The organism is Roseburia porci, assembly GCF_009695765.1.
In the GTDB taxonomy this organism is placed as follows: Bacteria; Bacillota; Clostridia; order Lachnospirales; family Lachnospiraceae; genus Roseburia; species Roseburia porci.
Map to the genome: position 1 here is coordinate 22,839 of NZ_VUNI01000017.1, position 15,508 is coordinate 38,346.

Here is a 15,508-nt window from a genome sequence, read left to right on the forward strand (position 1 = left end):
GTTGGGACATTGTTCTAATTAATTCGACAGAAAATATAATTTAATAGGAGGAATTGTCGAATGTCAAACAAATGGGTTTATTTGTTCACTGAAGGAAATGCTGATATGCGGGAACTTCTTGGTGGAAAAGGTGCAAATTTAGCGGAAATGACCAATCTTGGATTACCGGTACCGCAGGGATTCACGATTACTACAGAGGCCTGTACGAAATATTACGATGATGGCAGACAGATTAATGATGAGATCATGGGGCAGATTATGGATCACATCAGTAAGATGGAAGAGATCAACGGTAAGAAATTCGGTGACTTGAAAAATCCATTACTTGTATCCGTTCGTTCGGGAGCAAGAGCTTCTATGCCTGGAATGATGGATACGATTTTGAATCTTGGCTTAAATGATGATGTTGTTGCAGCGATGATCGCTGCAAATCCGAATCCGGAATTTGAACGTTTTGTATACGATTCATACAGAAGATTTATTCAGATGTTTTCGGATGTTGTCATGGAAGTCGGGAAAAAATACTTTGAACAGCTGATCGACAAGATGAAAGAAGTAAAAGGGGTAAAATACGATGTTGACCTGACTGCAGCCGATCTGAAGAAGCTGGCAGAACAGTTCAAGGCAGAATATAAGAAACAGCTGGGAGAAGATTTCCCGGCAGATCCGGTTGTACAGTTAAAGCTTGCGGTAGAGGCTGTATTCCGTTCCTGGGACAACCCTCGTGCAAATGTATACCGGAGAGATAATGATATTCCATATTCCTGGGGAACGGCAGTTAATGTCATGCCGATGGTATTTGGAAACTTAAATGATGAGTCTGGTACTGGTGTTGCTTTTACACGTGATCCGGCAACCGGAGAGAAAAAACTGATGGGAGAATTCCTGAAGAATGCCCAGGGAGAAGATGTCGTTGCCGGTGTACGTACACCGATGCCGATTGCCCAGATGGAACAGGAATTCCCGGAAGCATATGCAGAGTTCTTAAAGGTGTGCGAGATTCTTGAGAACCGGTATCATGATATGCAGGACATGGAATTTACGGTTGAGAACCGTAAATTATATATGCTTCAGTGCAGAAATGGAAAAAGAACAGCTCAGGCTGCACTTCAGATCGCATGCGATCTTGTGGATGAAGGACATAAGACGGAAGAGGAAGCTGTTGCGATGATCGATCCACGTAATCTGGATACATTGTTGCATCCGCAGTTTGATGTGAAGGCTTTGAAAGAGGCTACGCCAATCGGAAAAGGATTAGGAGCATCTCCGGGAGCAGCCTGTGGTAAGATTGTATTCACGGCAGAAGATGCAGAAAGCTGGAAAGACAGAGGCGAGAAGGTGATTCTGGTACGTCTTGAAACTTCTCCGGAGGATATTACCGGAATGAAGGCTTCACAGGGAATTCTGACGGTGCGTGGTGGTATGACATCCCATGCGGCTGTTGTTGCACGAGGAATGGGAACCTGTTGTGTATCCGGATGTGGTGATATCGCAATGGATGAAGAGAATAAACGTTTCACACTTGCAGGAAAAGAATTCCATGAGGGAGACTGGCTTTCCATCGATGGTACGACCGGTAATATATACGAAGGAAAGATTGCAACAGTGGACGCTACAATAGCGGGTACATTTAAGCGTGTCATGGACTGGGCAGATAAATATCGCAGAATGGGAGTCCGTACCAATGCAGATACACCGAGAGATGCGAAAAAGGCACGTGAACTTGGTGCAGAAGGAATTGGACTCTGCCGTACCGAGCATATGTTTTTTGAAGGAGATCGTATTGATGCATTCCGTGAAATGATCTGCTCAGACACCGTTGAGGAACGTGAAAAGGCACTGGCAAAGATTCTTCCATTGCAGCAGGGCGATTTTGAACAGTTATATGAAGCTATGGAAGGAGATCCGGTTACGATTCGTTTCCTTGATCCACCTCTTCATGAATTTGTTCCGACAGATGAAGCTGATATTCAAAAACTTGCTGATACGAAAGGAAAGACGGTTGCGGAGATTAAGACAATCATCGACAGTCTGCATGAATTTAACCCTATGATGGGACATCGTGGATGCCGTCTTGCAGTTACATATCCGGAGATCGCAAAAATGCAGACAGCAGCAGTTATCCGGGCTGCAATCAATGTTGCCAGAAAACATCCGGAGTGGAATCTTGTTCCGGAGATTATGATTCCTTTGATTGGGGAAGTAAAAGAATTAAAGTATGTAAAACAGATTGTTGTGGATACTGCAGATGAGGAGATTGCAAAAGCCGGCATAGATCTTAAATATGAAGTAGGTACCATGATCGAGATCCCAAGAGCCTGTCTTACTGCTGACCAGATTGCAAAAGAAGCAGAGTTCTTCTGCTTTGGAACAAACGATCTGACACAGATGACATTCGGATTTTCACGTGACGATGCCGGTAAATTCCTGGAATCTTATTATGATGCCAAGATCTTTGAGAGTGATCCGTTCGCAAAACTGGATCAGACCGGTGTAGGACAGCTGATGAAGATGGCAATTGAGAAAGGCAAAGCCTCCAGACCAGATCTTCACTGCGGAATCTGTGGAGAGCATGGAGGAGATCCATCATCCGTAGAGTTTTGTCATGAAATTGGACTGGATTATGTATCCTGCTCACCGTTCCGTGTTCCGATTGCCCGCCTTGCGGCAGCACAGGCAGCGATTGCCCAGAAGAACAAATAGAATATAGAGAGTTAATCAGTCTATATAGAAGACCCCCTTACATCAATCAAGGTGTGAGGGGGTTTTGCTAAATAGGCTTTTGGGACAGCTTATCGCACTCACCAGAGAGCGTACCTTACAGATGTTTTAGGTTACAGAATAGTCAAAACTTTCTATCTTAAGATTGTCAATGCTGGTATTATGGTTTAGATGGAAGCCAAGTGTCAGCGGATTGGTAGCAGTGCTTGCAAAGGTAAAGGTTACGGTGCGTCCGGATATTGTTTTCTGGACGGTGGCATCGTTTGTTTCAGCATCATCGATGGAATCGTTCAGGGTTACGGTCAGAGTAATCGTTCCGTTAATTTTATCCCAGGAAACCTGTGCCAAGCCTTTTCCACCGGATGTCCAACGATCCCATACACCGGAATAAACTACATTTAATGTGCCAGAAGATCCACTGGCGGCATAAATACCTTCCGATGTTCCTGAGAGAATTGAAATTACCGGTTTCTCATAATTTTTACGCATAGTATATACCCTCCTTTGTAGTGAAATGGTACTATTTATGCATAGTATAGCGCATTTATAAAATTCTGCAACTGGGAAAATGAGACGAATTAAGAAAATAAGGGAAAAATGTCGATAAATTTTATTTTATTATAGAAATATCATAATTTTCTTAAATAACTATTGCATGAACAATCGAAATCTGCTAATATCAGATTCGACAAAGGTGTCAAAAGAATAGCAATATTCTTTTGGCGCCTTTTTTGTTTATGCAGATTATTTAGGAGGAAATGAAAATGAGCACAGGTGATACAGGTTTTATGCTGATTTGTACAGCATTTGTTTTTTTTATGACACCGGGATTAGCCTTTTTTTATGGCGGACTGGTAAGAAGAAAGAATGTCGTGAATACGATGATGTCATGTACCGCGATTATGGGACTATCTGTAGTGATGTGGATTTTGCTTGGATATTCCCTGTCCTTTGGAGGAAATCATGGTGGAATCATCGGAGATTTTCGATGGATTGGTTTGAATGGAATTGATATGAATGAAGCAGGACCATATGCACAAACGATTCCGCATCTTGTATTTGTCGCATTTCAGATGATGTTTGCAATGATTACTCCGGCGCTTATTACCGGTTCACTTGTCGGAAGGGTAAAATTCAAAGCATTATTTCTGTTTGTGTTATTCTGGTCGATCATCGTTTATTATCCGATGGCTCACATGGTATGGGGACAGGGCGGTTTCCTTGCGGAAATCGGTTCCGTTGATTTCGCAGGAGGAAATGTGGTACATATCAGTTCCGGAGTGAGCGCATTGGTATTTTCCATTGTTCTTGGCAGAAGAAGAGGATATGAAAATACTGCATATCGTGTGCACAACATTCCATTTGTTGCACTTGGGGCATTTATTTTATGGTTCGGCTGGTTTGGCTTTAATGCAGGAAGTGCGTTAGGAGCAAATGGACTGGCTGCACATGCATTTTTAACAACAGCATTTGCAAGTGCCTGCGCAATGCTTTCCTGGATGATTATAGATGTAATAAAGGACGGAAAACCGACATTAGTCGGTGCGTGTACAGGTCTGGTTGTAGGACTTGTTGCCATTACACCGGGGGCAGGATTTGTTCCAATCTGGTCCGCGATCCTGATCGGTGGACTGGTCAGTCCGATTTGCTGTTTTACGATTTCCTTGCTTAAAAAGAAATTAATGATCGATGACGCGTTAGATGCATTTGGATGTCATGGAATCGGAGGCGTATGGGGCGGCATTTCAACAGGAATATTTGCAAACAGATCGATCAATGATGTCGCAAAATGGAATGGTCTTTTATACGGAGATTATAAGCTGTTTGTTGCACAGATCGCAGGAATTCTGATTACGATTGCAGTTGCAGTAGGTGGAACATTGATCTGTCTGGGAATTGTAAGAATCTTTACACCGCTTCGCGTTGAGGAAAAGGAAGAAAAAGTCGGACTGGATGTTTCCGAGCATGGTGAAAGTGCATATCCAACATTTAACGGACTGGATTCATAAAGGAAAAGGAGAATTGACCATATGATGATTAAGGTGGAAGCTATTGTCAGAGAAGAAGTTTTTGAGGATGTAAAAGAGGCATTGAATGCAATTGATGTGAATGGAATTACAGTTTCTCAGGTTATGGGTTATGCTGCACAGCGAGGCTACAAAAAACTTGTACGAGGTACAGAAGTAGATGTTGTGATGCAGCCAAAGATCAAGTTCGAAATTGTTGTTTCATCAGAAGAATGGGAGAAAAAGACCATTGATGCGATCCAGAAAGCGGCATTTACCGGTGAAGTTGGAGATGGGAAAATCTTCAGCTATGAGATACGCACTGCGTTGAAAATCAGAACGAAAGAAAGCGGATACGACGCATTAAATTAAGCTAACATTGTATATAGGAAAGAAGGAAAAGAATGGCACAGAAAAATGTCTGAGGCATTCTTTTTTTCATTGAAGCATGCAAATGGGCTGGCAATTGTCAAGAAAAGACTCCTATGATATAATACATCATGCGTGAACTTCGTGTTATGAAAGCCGAATAATATTTATGAAAAAGAAACGGTGGATTTATGGAGAAAAACAGACATATCGTCGTAAAGATGGTGTTATTTTTTCTGATTCTGTTTGGAATTGGAGTATTACTGCAACTACATATTAATCGCATTTCGGCGAAAAGAGAAGTGAATCTGGATGATTCCTGGCAGATCAGCATAGATGGAACACAATACGATGATGTCCGCTTATCGGAATTCCATATGCCGGCGACGAAGCGTGGAACAGAGGTAATCCTGAAAAGAATTCTTCCAGAAGAATATTATAGTCAGACCTCTTTAAGAATGTTGATCCGGTATTGTGCGGTACAGATTTCGATAGATCATAATATGATTTTTGAGAAAGGCATGGAAGCGTATTCGAAGAATGATATTCTTGGAAGTGGTTATATATGGGCATCTCTTCCGGAGGGGTATGAAGGGAAAGAGATAGAGATTAGGCTGCTTACTGGTGAAAAGAATTCTTTTTCTTCAGTTAACAGTATTATGCTGGTAGATTCAACGTATGGGATCCGCTGGTTGGTACTGAATAATATTACAACCATTGCAATTGCGGTATTTTTGATGATACTTGGTCTGCTGCTTCTGGTATCAACCGGAATCATTGCGGGCGGGGACAAAAGGTTTCACTTGCTTTTGTATATCGGACTATTTTCATTGACAATTGCATGCTGGATGATTTATAACAGCAGATTGATCGAAGTGATTTCCAATTGTTTTACGGTCAATGTCAGAATTGAATATGTTTCCATGTATCTGGCTGCAATTTTTCTTGTGATGTTTATTGCTGAATTTATGAAAAAACCAGCGCAGAAAAGATGGCTGCATTGTGAAGCTCTGTTTTTTGTATTTCTGCTTCTGGTATTGGGATATCTGAATGAAAGCAACATTATCCATTACTGCAAGACTGGGTTTATTTTTCAGTTAAGTGTATTTGCAGCAATCATACCAGTGATCGTAGAACTGATTGTCATGGTGCGTCGTCTTCATCTGAAAGCAGAGCGGAGCGTACTGCTTGGGATTGTATTCTTTGTTACAGCGGTCATACTGGAACTTGTCAGATACCGGTACAATAAAATCTGTATTCCGGAATATCAGCTGACACAGAGTTTTGTTCCGATTGGAACATTAATGTTTATTCTGCTGATGTTAGAGGCGTTCTGTGTTATTATGATGCAGAGAGCTGTTGAAGATATCGAACGGGAAAAGTTATATGAAATGGCATATCGGGATGCTTTGACGGATCTGAAGAACCGTGCATGGTGTGAAAAGATCATGCAGGAATATCAGAATTCACATAAACCGGTTTCAATCATTAATATTGATCTGAATTATTTTAAGCATGTAAATGACACCTACGGACATGCAAAGGGAGATGAACTTCTGATCGATTTCGCTGAGATATTAAAAGAAGCATTTCCACAGCCGGCATGCGTTGGTCGTATGGGAGGCGACGAATTTATTGTGATTCTTGACTATGAGATAGAGGAGGAACTGGAGGCAAAGATTCAGAATCTGAAAAAAGTTGTCACAGAACGGAATCAGAAATCAGCAGAAGATAAGCAGATTTCATTCGCATTTGGCTATGCATCGAATGAAAATGATAAGACACTTTCGGTATGGAAAGTATATGAAGCTGCTGATCATAAAATGTATGAATACAAACAAAAATATAAACTGACGAGATAACCAGCATTTTGCTGGTTATTTTGCTATTCACAGGGAAATTATTCTAAAATTAGAAAAATTTAATAATTTGTTAATTGTATTTCTTTTGTATCGGTGATAGCATATGTACTTAATGTATAGTAAATAATTTTATTATATAGTTTAAGAAGAATAGGAGAATGAAAAGCATATGAAAAGAATATTTCAGAATATGCTGCCATATTGGCGCTGGATACTGGTGATACTGGCATTTCTTGTAGTGCAGGCATTTTGTGATCTGTCATTGCCACAGTATACATCGGACATCATTGATGTTGGTATCCAGAATAGCGGTGTTGTACATATTCTTCCAGAAAAAATTACATCGGAAGATTATGAGATGATGCAGTTATTTATGACAGCAGATGAAAAGAAGCAGTTTGCAGATGCATATGAAAAGGATGGAGAAAAGTATACCTGTGTTGCAGAAAAAGAGGATCTGGAGCAGCTTGACGAAGACCTTCTGCTTCCGGTCGTAATGAGTTATCAGGTACAAAATTCCATGGTTGATTCCTCAGAGGATGAAAATACAGAATCTGATCAGGAAGGCATGGGACAACAGATGGATCTTGCATCTATGGATAAAGATGCTCTGATCCAGCTTTTTACGTCTGGACAGATCACAGATGACCAGCTGCTTGAGATGCGGGATCAGCTGCAGGATAAGATTGACACAGTGGGAAGCACTACTATGAAGTCAATGGGGGTTGCTTATGCAATCGCCTGTGATAAGAATGCAGATGTCGATGTGGAAGCCGTACAGATGAAATACATGTGGAGTACAGGAGCAAAAATGCTTGCGGTTGCATTGGTTATGGCGGCGGCAACAATTGCGGTTGGATATTTTGCTTCCCGTGTTGGAGCAGGCATTGGACGTGATCTTAGGGAACAGACATTTGAAAACGTTGTTCAGTATTCAAATACTGAGATGGATAAATTTTCGACGGCATCCCTGATCACAAGAAGTACCAATGATGTACAGCAGATCCAGATGGTGACAGCAGTATTCCTTAGAATGGTTCTGTATGCCCCGATTATCGGTATTGGAGGAGTCATTAAAGTCATCCAGACCGGTGCTGGTATGGGATGGGTGATCGTACTTGCGGTTCTGCTTATCGTTGGACTGGTATCGGTGCTTGTTTCAGTCGCTATGCCGAAATTTAAGATGATGCAGACACTTGTTGACCGGTTAAATCTGGTATCGAGAGAGATACTTACCGGACTTAGCGTTATCCGTGCGTTTGGACGTGAGAAGAAAGAGGAAGAACGTTTTGATGAGGCCAACCGTAACCTGACAAAAACACAGTTATTTACAAACCGTGTTATGACTTTTATGATGCCAGGTATGATGATGATCATGTATTGTATTACATTATTGATTGTGTGGGTTGCTTCGAAACGTATTGATGCCGGGTATATGCAGGTTGGTGCTATGACAGCATTTATTACTTATGCAATGCAGATTGTTATGGCATTTCTGATGCTGACTATGATGTCAATCATGTTACCGCGTGCCGGCGTTGCAGCAGACAGAATTCATGAAGTTGTTACAACAAAGACTACGATTAGAGATCCGGAAAAACCACAGAAAATGAATGATTGCAAAGGTGTGGTCAGATTTGAACATGTTAATTTCAAGTATCCTGGAGCTGATGAAGATGTGTTAAGTGACATTGATTTTACAGCAGAACCTGGAAAAACAACTGCAATTATCGGAAGCACCGGATGCGGAAAATCGACACTTGTAAATCTGATTCCACGTTTTTATGATATTGAATCCGGAACGATCACACTGGATGGAACAGATATCAGGGCATATTCACTTACGGAGCTTAGAGATCAGATCGGTTTTGTACCACAGAAGGGGATTCTTTTTTCAGGTACGATCGCATCGAACCTGAGATTTGGAGATGAAGATGCAACAGAAGAGCAGCTTGAAACAGCGGCAGAGATTGCACAGGCATCTGAATTTATCAATGAGAAAACAGACAGATTTGAGAGCTCGATCGCACAGAACGGAAGTAACGTATCCGGAGGACAGAAGCAGCGTTTGTCGATTGCGCGTGCAATTGTAAAGAATCCAAAGATTTTCGTTTTTGATGACAGTTTCTCCGCTCTGGATATGAAAACGGATGCGAAACTTCGAAAAGCGTTAGAAGAAAAGACGAAAGATGCGACGGTAATTATTGTCGCTCAGAGAATCAGTACAATTCTTCATGCAGACCAGATTCTGGTGCTTGATGACGGAAAAATCGTTGGCAAAGGCACTCATGAGGAATTGTTAAAGAACTGTGATGTTTATAACCAGATTGCAAGATCCCAGCTTTCTGATAAAGAACTTGGGCTGGCTGACGGAAAGGAGGAAGCGTAATGGCAGAGCAAAATAAAAGCTTTCAAAGATCCGGAGGCGGAATGAAACGTGGTATGGGCCGCGGAATGATGCCGGGAGAAAAACCTAAGGACTTCAAAGGTTCAATGGGAAAACTTATCCGCTATATGGGAAATTACTGGGCGGCGATTATTGTTGTAATGATCTTTGCTGCTGTGTCTACGGTATTTTCTGTCTTAGGACCTAAGGTTATGGGAAAGGCAACCACAGCACTTGCAGATGGTCTTATGTCAAAGATCACAGGAACCGGTGGAATCGACTTTTCTTATATTGGAAAGATTCTGTTAATTACATTAAGCCTGTATGTGGCCAGTGCAGTATTCAGTTTTGTACAGGGCTGGATCATGACAGCGATTACCCAGAAGACCTGTTACCGCATGCGAAAAGAAATTTCACAGAAGATCAATCGCATGCCTATGAAATATTTTGAAAGCAGAACATATGGTGAAGTACTTTCAAGAATTACCAATGATGTGGATACACTTGGACAGAGTTTAAACCAGAGTATCACCCAGATTATTACATCAACTGCAACAATGATCGGTGTTCTTGTTATGATGCTCTCGATTTCACCGCTTATGACATTGATCGCACTTGTGATTCTTCCAATCTCTGTTGCATTGATCTCTTTTGTAATTAAGCATTCTCAGAAGTATTTCCGCCAGCAGCAGGAATACCTTGGACATATCAATGGTCAGGTTGAGGAAGTATATGGCGGACATCTCGTTATCCAGGCTTACAATAAGCAGGAGGAGACAATCCGTGAATTTAAGGATACAAACAAGGTACTTTATGATTCTGCATGGAAATCGCAGTTTTTGTCCGGAATGATGATGCCGATTATGACATTTGTTGGAAATCTTGGTTATGCCGGTGTCGCAATCTCCGGTGGAATCCTTGCAATCCGTAATGTTATTACGATCGGTGATATTCAGGCATTTATTCAGTATGTAAAGAGCTTTACACAGCCAATACAGCAGATTGCACAGGTTGCCAACCAGCTTCAGTCAATGACGGCGGCTTCTGAGCGTGTATTTGCATTCTTAGAAGAGGAAGAAGAAGATTTCCAGGCCAAAGAAGACATCGATGTTTCAAAGATTCGCGGAGAAGTGGAATTTGATCATGTACATTTCGGATATAATCCAGATCAGATCATTATCAAGGACTTCAGTGCAAAGGTAAAACCGGGACAGAAGATTGCAATTGTTGGACCGACCGGAGCAGGAAAAACAACAATGGTAAAACTTCTGATGCGTTTTTATGATGTCAATGAGGGAAGAATCCTTGTGGATGGTCATGACATCCGAAATTATGACAGACATGAGCTGAGGGAAGCATTTGGTATGGTACTTCAGGATACCTGGCTGTTTAAGGGAACCATCATGGAAAATATCCGGTATGGAAGACTCGATGCAACGGATGAAGAGGTGATCGAAGCTGCAAAAGCAGCACATGCACATCACTTTATCCAGACACTTCCGGGTGGATATCAGATGGAACTGAATGAGGACGCAAGTAATGTTTCCCAGGGACAGAAACAGCTCCTTACGATTGCCCGTGCCATTCTCGCAGATAATAAGATCATGATCTTAGACGAAGCAACATCTTCTGTAGATACGAGAACAGAAGTGCGTATTCAAAAAGCAATGGATAATCTTATGGAAGGAAGAACCAGCTTTATTATTGCTCACCGTTTATCGACAATACGTAATGCAGATCTGATTCTTGTTATGAAAGATGGAGATATTGTGGAGCAGGGAACACATGAAGAACTTCTTGCAAGAAACGGATTTTATGCGGATCTGTATAATTCCCAGTTCGAAGAGGCTGTATAAGAATTAAGATTTGATTAAGGAAACTGTAATCTCAAACGATTGCAGTTTCCTGTTTTTTTATGCTAAAGTTAATCTGTAAGGAAAGGAGCGACATCTATGAAAGAAAAGAAAAGGGAAAAGAATTTTCAAAAAGGAAAGAACATGGCACAGAAACCAATCGCCATGGGATCTGCAATCCTCACAGGACTTTTAATCAGTACGATCATCGTGCTAGTGTTAGATTACCTGCTTCCAACGCCGTGGAATATCCATTCAGCAGCATGCTGGATCAAGGTTTTGGCAGCACTTATTATATATGCATCCATAAATGGAGTCATGCTTGCGTTTGTAACGGCAACGGATGAAAAAACAAAGGAAAAGAAAGAGGAGATCGGCGGAGCTTCCATTCTGATCATTTTGGGTGTTATCGTGGTAATGGTCATTGGAGCATTGAGCGGAGCTCAGATCTTTCAGTCTTCGGCATATGCGAATCTGATTCAGGTGCAGGAGGTTGAATCATCGGATACGATCTTATCGGAAAAGGATGCGGAAAGCATTGCACTTATGGATACGGCTTCTGCAACGCAGCTTGGTGACAGAGAGATCGGAGCAATCAAAAATTTCTCGGCATTTAATGTCTGCGATAATTATATTCAGCTGAATGTAAAGAATGATGCAGTCAAAATTGCACCTTTGGAATATGCAGGATTTTTTAAGTGGATCAAAAACAAAGATTCCGGAGTGACTGGATATGTAACCGTATCGCCAACAACGATGACAGCCGATTATGTGGAACTTCCGGAAGGAATGCAGTATGTGCCGAGTGCATATTTTGGAAAAGACTTAAACCGTCATCTGCATTATCAGTTTCCAACTTTGATCTATGGGAATACCCATTTTGAGATCGACGAAGATGGAAAACCTTATTACGTTTCCGCCGTGTATAAAAAGACGATTGGGTTATTTGGCGGTGAGGTTGTAACCGGATCAATCCTGACAGACCCGGTTACCGGGGAAAGCCAGTACTATAATCTGGATGAGACCCCTGGCTGGGTAGACGATGTAGTGGATGGAGATCTGATCTGCTCACTTTATAATGTCGCATACAAAAATAAAAACGGTTTCTGGAACGGAACATTTCTGGGAGCAAACACCGGATGTATGCAGACAACTACGTTAGAGAGTTCGGATGATGATGATGACGACGATGACAGTAATACGACTGACTATGGCTACATTGCGAAAGATGGCGATATTTATATCTATACCGGAATTACATCGATGGCAAAGGACAGTTCCAATCTCGGGTTTATTATGGTAAATGAAAGAACAGGAGAATATCGTTATTTTGCAGTATCCGGTGCAAATGAACAGTCTGCGATGAAAGCGGCAGAAGGAGAAGTCCAGCAGTATTCGTATGAGGCATCATTCCCGACACTGATCAACATTGATAACGAACTGACTTATATTGGTGTACTGAAAGACTCCAACGGACTTGTAAAGATGTATTATATGGTCAATGTAAAAGACTATGGAAAAGTTGTGGTTGCATCCCATAAAGCTGACTGTATGACAGATTATATCGAGGAACTTGGACTTCATCCGGATCAGGCGCTGATCGACCAGGCAAATTCCGATTCGGAAGAATCAGATGGAGAAGAAGAAAATACGGAGAAAGAAGAGAAAACTGCTGTCACATTTGAAATTTCTGCAATGCAGTATGCAGATGTAGATGGGGATACCTATGTTTATCTTGGAACATCAGATGGTACGGTATATAAAGCACGATTTGCAGACAATGAACAGATGCTGTTTGTCTCGGTTGGTGACAAAGTGTCCGGAACTGTTTCGGATGGTGAATTTACATTCGAACAGAAAAATGCAGAGGATTGACGAATCCAGGACACTGATGACAAATTTTGACAAATTCCCACAACTGTGTTTAGCTATATTTTGATATGACTCATAAAAAGTAACAGGAGGCTTATAACGGAACATGGAAAAGGTAAACGTTGCGATTGCAGATGATAACGAAAGAATGCTGCGTCTCTTGGGAGACATTGTATCAAGCGATGAAGAGCTGCAGGTTGTGGGAACTGCAAAAGATGGTGAAGAAGCGTATCATATGATAAAGGACAAACAACCGGATGTTGTTTTGCTGGATATTGTAATGCCAAAACTCGACGGACTTGGCGTCCTTGATAAAGTAAAGAATGATCACACAATTCAGAAACATCCGTCTTTTGTTATGATCAGCGCAATTGGACAGGAGCGTATTACAGAAGATGCGTTTGAACGTGGTGCGGATTACTATATTATGAAGCCTTTTGATAATGATACCGTGATTAACCGTATAAAAATGCTTCGGAATGAAAGAAAAGGTGTTCATCCGGAAAGCCGCAAAATATCTGCATATGAGAAGGTTGAGGAAGTCTCAAGACAAAGTCTGGAGGCAAAAGTAACGGAGATTATCCATGAAATCGGTGTTCCGGCACACATTAAGGGATATCAATATCTGAGAGAGGCAATTATTATGTCTGTAAATGACATGGATATGCTGAATTCCATTACCAAAATACTGTATCCTGGAATTGCAAAGAAATTTGATACCACACCAAGCAGAGTCGAGCGTGCAATCCGGCATGCGATTGAAGTTGCGTGGAGCAGGGGCAAAATGGATACGATTGATGAATTGTTTGGATATACGATCAGTAATGGAAAAGGAAAGCCGACCAATTCAGAGTTTATCGCCCTGATCACAGACCGTATCCGTCTGCAGATGAAATTAAAGTAAAAATTATGGATAAAACCTTTCCAAGGATTGGAGAAAAAGCTATAATATTTTTATAGAAATATGGTAATTTTGGAGGGGATTTTATGTATAATGTACTATTTGTTGCATCAGAAGCAATACCATATATGAAAACAGGTGGACTTGCAGACGTTGTAGGTTCACTCCCAAGATATTATGACAAAGAGAAGTATGATGTCCGGATTATTCTGCCAAAATATGCGTGCATGGATCCGGAGATTGCGCGGCAGTTGCGCTTCGTCTGTCATTTTTATGTACATTTGAACTGGCGTAAACAGTATGCGGGAATTTTTGAGACCGAATATAAGGGAATTCATTATTATTTTGTAGACAATGAATATTATTTTGCCGGGGCGCAGCCATATAATAATATTTATGAGGATGTAGAGAAGTTTGCATATTTTTCAAAAGCAGTTCTTCAGGCGTTGCCTTATATTGATTTTGCACCGGACATTATTCATTGTCATGACTGGCAGACAGGTCTTGTTCCTGTCTTTTTGAAAACGCAGTTTGGAGATGATAATTATTATGCCGGAATCAGAACGGTTTACTCCATCCATAATATGAAATTCCAGGGACGCTGGCAGTTAAAAGCGGTTATGGATATTACAGGTCTTCCGGAGCAGATCTTTAATGACCGGGAGCTGGAAGCTTATGGAGAAGCAAATTATCTGAAGGGCGGAATTGTATATTCTGATGTGGTTACAACCGTGAGCCCTACTTATGCACATGATATTACAACTGCAGAAGGTGGAGAAGGGCTTGGCGGTCTGATGTATGCAAGACGTGATTCTTTATATGGAATTGTCAATGGCATTGATTATCAGGAGTATAACCCGGAAACAGACCCGTATATTGCAAAGAAATTTAATGAGAAGCAGATGCTTTCCGGCAAAAAGGCCAATAAAGAGGCTTTGCAAAAAGAGATGGGGCTTCCGGCTGATCCGGACGTTTTATTGATCGGTATGGTTTCAAGAATGACGGATCAGAAGGGCTTTGATCTGGTTTCCTATATGATGGATGAGATCTTAAGTACATTAAACGTACAGATTGTTGTTCTTGGAACCGGAGAAGACCGTTATCAGGATATGTTCCGGTTTTTCCAGAACAAATATCCGGATAAACTCTGTGCACATATTGGATATTCAGAAGAACGTGCGCATCGTATTTATGCGTCCTGTGATGCCTTTTTGATGCCATCTATGTTTGAACCATGTGGACTCAGCCAGATGATGGCCATGCGGTATGCAACAGTTCCGATTGTAAGAGAAACAGGCGGACTGAAAGATACGGTGGAAGCATATAATGAGTATGAACATACAGGAACTGGTTTTTCATTTGCAAATTATAATGCACATGAAATGCTTGCAGTTATAAAGTATGCATTCGATATTTTCCAGAACAGAAAGAGCGAATGGAATGATATTATGAAAAGAGATATGGAATCCGACTTTTCCTGGAATACATCCGCGGAACAATATGAAAAAATATACGATTCATTATGTGAATCATAGAAA

At 41.2% G+C, this 15,508-nt stretch carries 10 protein-coding genes; 9 read left to right on the plus strand and 1 reads right to left on the minus strand.

The window, feature by feature from the left end; genetic code table 11:
• Window positions 1-60 precede the first annotated feature (60 nt).
• Window positions 61-2,703 (plus strand): pyruvate, phosphate dikinase, encoded by a 2,643-nt coding sequence (gene ppdK / locus FYJ75_RS10035; RefSeq protein WP_154430313.1) that lies wholly within the window; start codon window positions 61-63, stop codon window positions 2,701-2,703.
• A 126-nt stretch (window positions 2,704-2,829) separates the two neighbouring features.
• Here the strand turns inward: ppdK and FYJ75_RS10040 are convergent, their stop codons facing one another.
• Window positions 2,830-3,210 (minus strand): hypothetical protein, encoded by a 381-nt coding sequence (locus FYJ75_RS10040; RefSeq protein WP_154430314.1) that lies wholly within the window; start codon window positions 3,208-3,210, stop codon window positions 2,830-2,832.
• Window positions 3,211-3,485: 275 nt separating this feature from the next.
• Here FYJ75_RS10040 and FYJ75_RS10045 point away from each other — a divergent pair, with 275 nt between their 5' ends.
• From FYJ75_RS10045 to glgA, 8 genes are all read left to right on the plus strand, one after another.
• Window positions 3,486-4,730: an ammonium transporter gene (locus FYJ75_RS10045; RefSeq protein ID WP_154430315.1), complete on the plus strand. Its 1,245-nt coding sequence runs from the start codon at window positions 3,486-3,488 to the stop codon at window positions 4,728-4,730.
• Window positions 4,731-4,751: 21 nt separating this feature from the next.
• Window positions 4,752-5,099 carry a P-II family nitrogen regulator gene (locus FYJ75_RS10050; protein ID WP_154430316.1) on the plus strand — a complete coding sequence of 116 codons (348 nt, stop codon included), beginning with the start codon at window positions 4,752-4,754 and terminating at the stop codon, window positions 5,097-5,099.
• Window positions 5,100-5,287: 188 nt separating this feature from the next.
• On the plus strand, window positions 5,288-6,958 hold the full coding sequence (locus tag FYJ75_RS10055; RefSeq protein WP_154430317.1) for a GGDEF domain-containing protein: 1,671 nt from the start codon (window positions 5,288-5,290) through the stop codon (window positions 6,956-6,958).
• 169 nt (window positions 6,959-7,127) lie between these two features.
• A complete protein-coding gene (locus FYJ75_RS10060) occupies window positions 7,128-9,347 on the plus strand; it encodes an ABC transporter ATP-binding protein (protein WP_154430318.1) in 2,220 nt (739 codons plus the stop codon).
• A complete protein-coding gene (locus FYJ75_RS10065; protein WP_154430319.1) occupies window positions 9,347-11,200 on the plus strand; it encodes an ABC transporter ATP-binding protein in 1,854 nt (617 codons plus the stop codon). The genes FYJ75_RS10060 and FYJ75_RS10065 overlap by 1 nt, the downstream gene beginning before the upstream one ends.
• 96 nt (window positions 11,201-11,296) lie before the next feature.
• The gene (locus tag FYJ75_RS10070; protein ID WP_154430320.1) at window positions 11,297-13,072 is read left to right on the plus strand and encodes a hypothetical protein; all 1,776 of its coding nucleotides are present in this window, start codon (window positions 11,297-11,299) and stop codon (window positions 13,070-13,072) included.
• Between the two features lie 103 nt (window positions 13,073-13,175).
• The gene (gene spo0A / locus FYJ75_RS10075; RefSeq protein ID WP_154430321.1) at window positions 13,176-13,973 is read left to right on the plus strand and encodes a sporulation transcription factor Spo0A; all 798 of its coding nucleotides are present in this window, start codon (window positions 13,176-13,178) and stop codon (window positions 13,971-13,973) included.
• Window positions 13,974-14,056: 83 nt separating this feature from the next.
• A complete protein-coding gene (gene glgA, locus FYJ75_RS10080; RefSeq protein WP_154430322.1) occupies window positions 14,057-15,505 on the plus strand; it encodes a glycogen synthase GlgA in 1,449 nt (482 codons plus the stop codon).
• The last annotated feature ends 3 nt before the right edge of the window (window positions 15,506-15,508 follow it).

Coding starts and splice junctions, on each gene's coding strand:
- spo0A (WP_154430321.1), top strand. CDS start 13,176: ATGGAAAAGGTAAACGTTGCGATTGCAGATGATAACGAAAGAATGCTG.
- glgA (WP_154430322.1), top strand. CDS start 14,057: ATGTATAATGTACTATTTGTTGCATCAGAAGCAATACCATATATGAAA.
- FYJ75_RS10060 (WP_154430318.1), top strand. CDS start 7,128: ATGAAAAGAATATTTCAGAATATGCTGCCATATTGGCGCTGGATACTG.
- FYJ75_RS10045 (WP_154430315.1), top strand. CDS start 3,486: ATGAGCACAGGTGATACAGGTTTTATGCTGATTTGTACAGCATTTGTT.
- ppdK (WP_154430313.1), top strand. CDS start 61: ATGTCAAACAAATGGGTTTATTTGTTCACTGAAGGAAATGCTGATATG.
- FYJ75_RS10070 (WP_154430320.1), top strand. CDS start 11,297: ATGAAAGAAAAGAAAAGGGAAAAGAATTTTCAAAAAGGAAAGAACATG.
- FYJ75_RS10055 (WP_154430317.1), top strand. CDS start 5,288: ATGGAGAAAAACAGACATATCGTCGTAAAGATGGTGTTATTTTTTCTG.
- FYJ75_RS10040 (WP_154430314.1), bottom strand. CDS start 3,210: ATGCGTAAAAATTATGAGAAACCGGTAATTTCAATTCTCTCAGGAACA.
- FYJ75_RS10050 (WP_154430316.1), top strand. CDS start 4,752: ATGATGATTAAGGTGGAAGCTATTGTCAGAGAAGAAGTTTTTGAGGAT.
- FYJ75_RS10065 (WP_154430319.1), top strand. CDS start 9,347: ATGGCAGAGCAAAATAAAAGCTTTCAAAGATCCGGAGGCGGAATGAAA.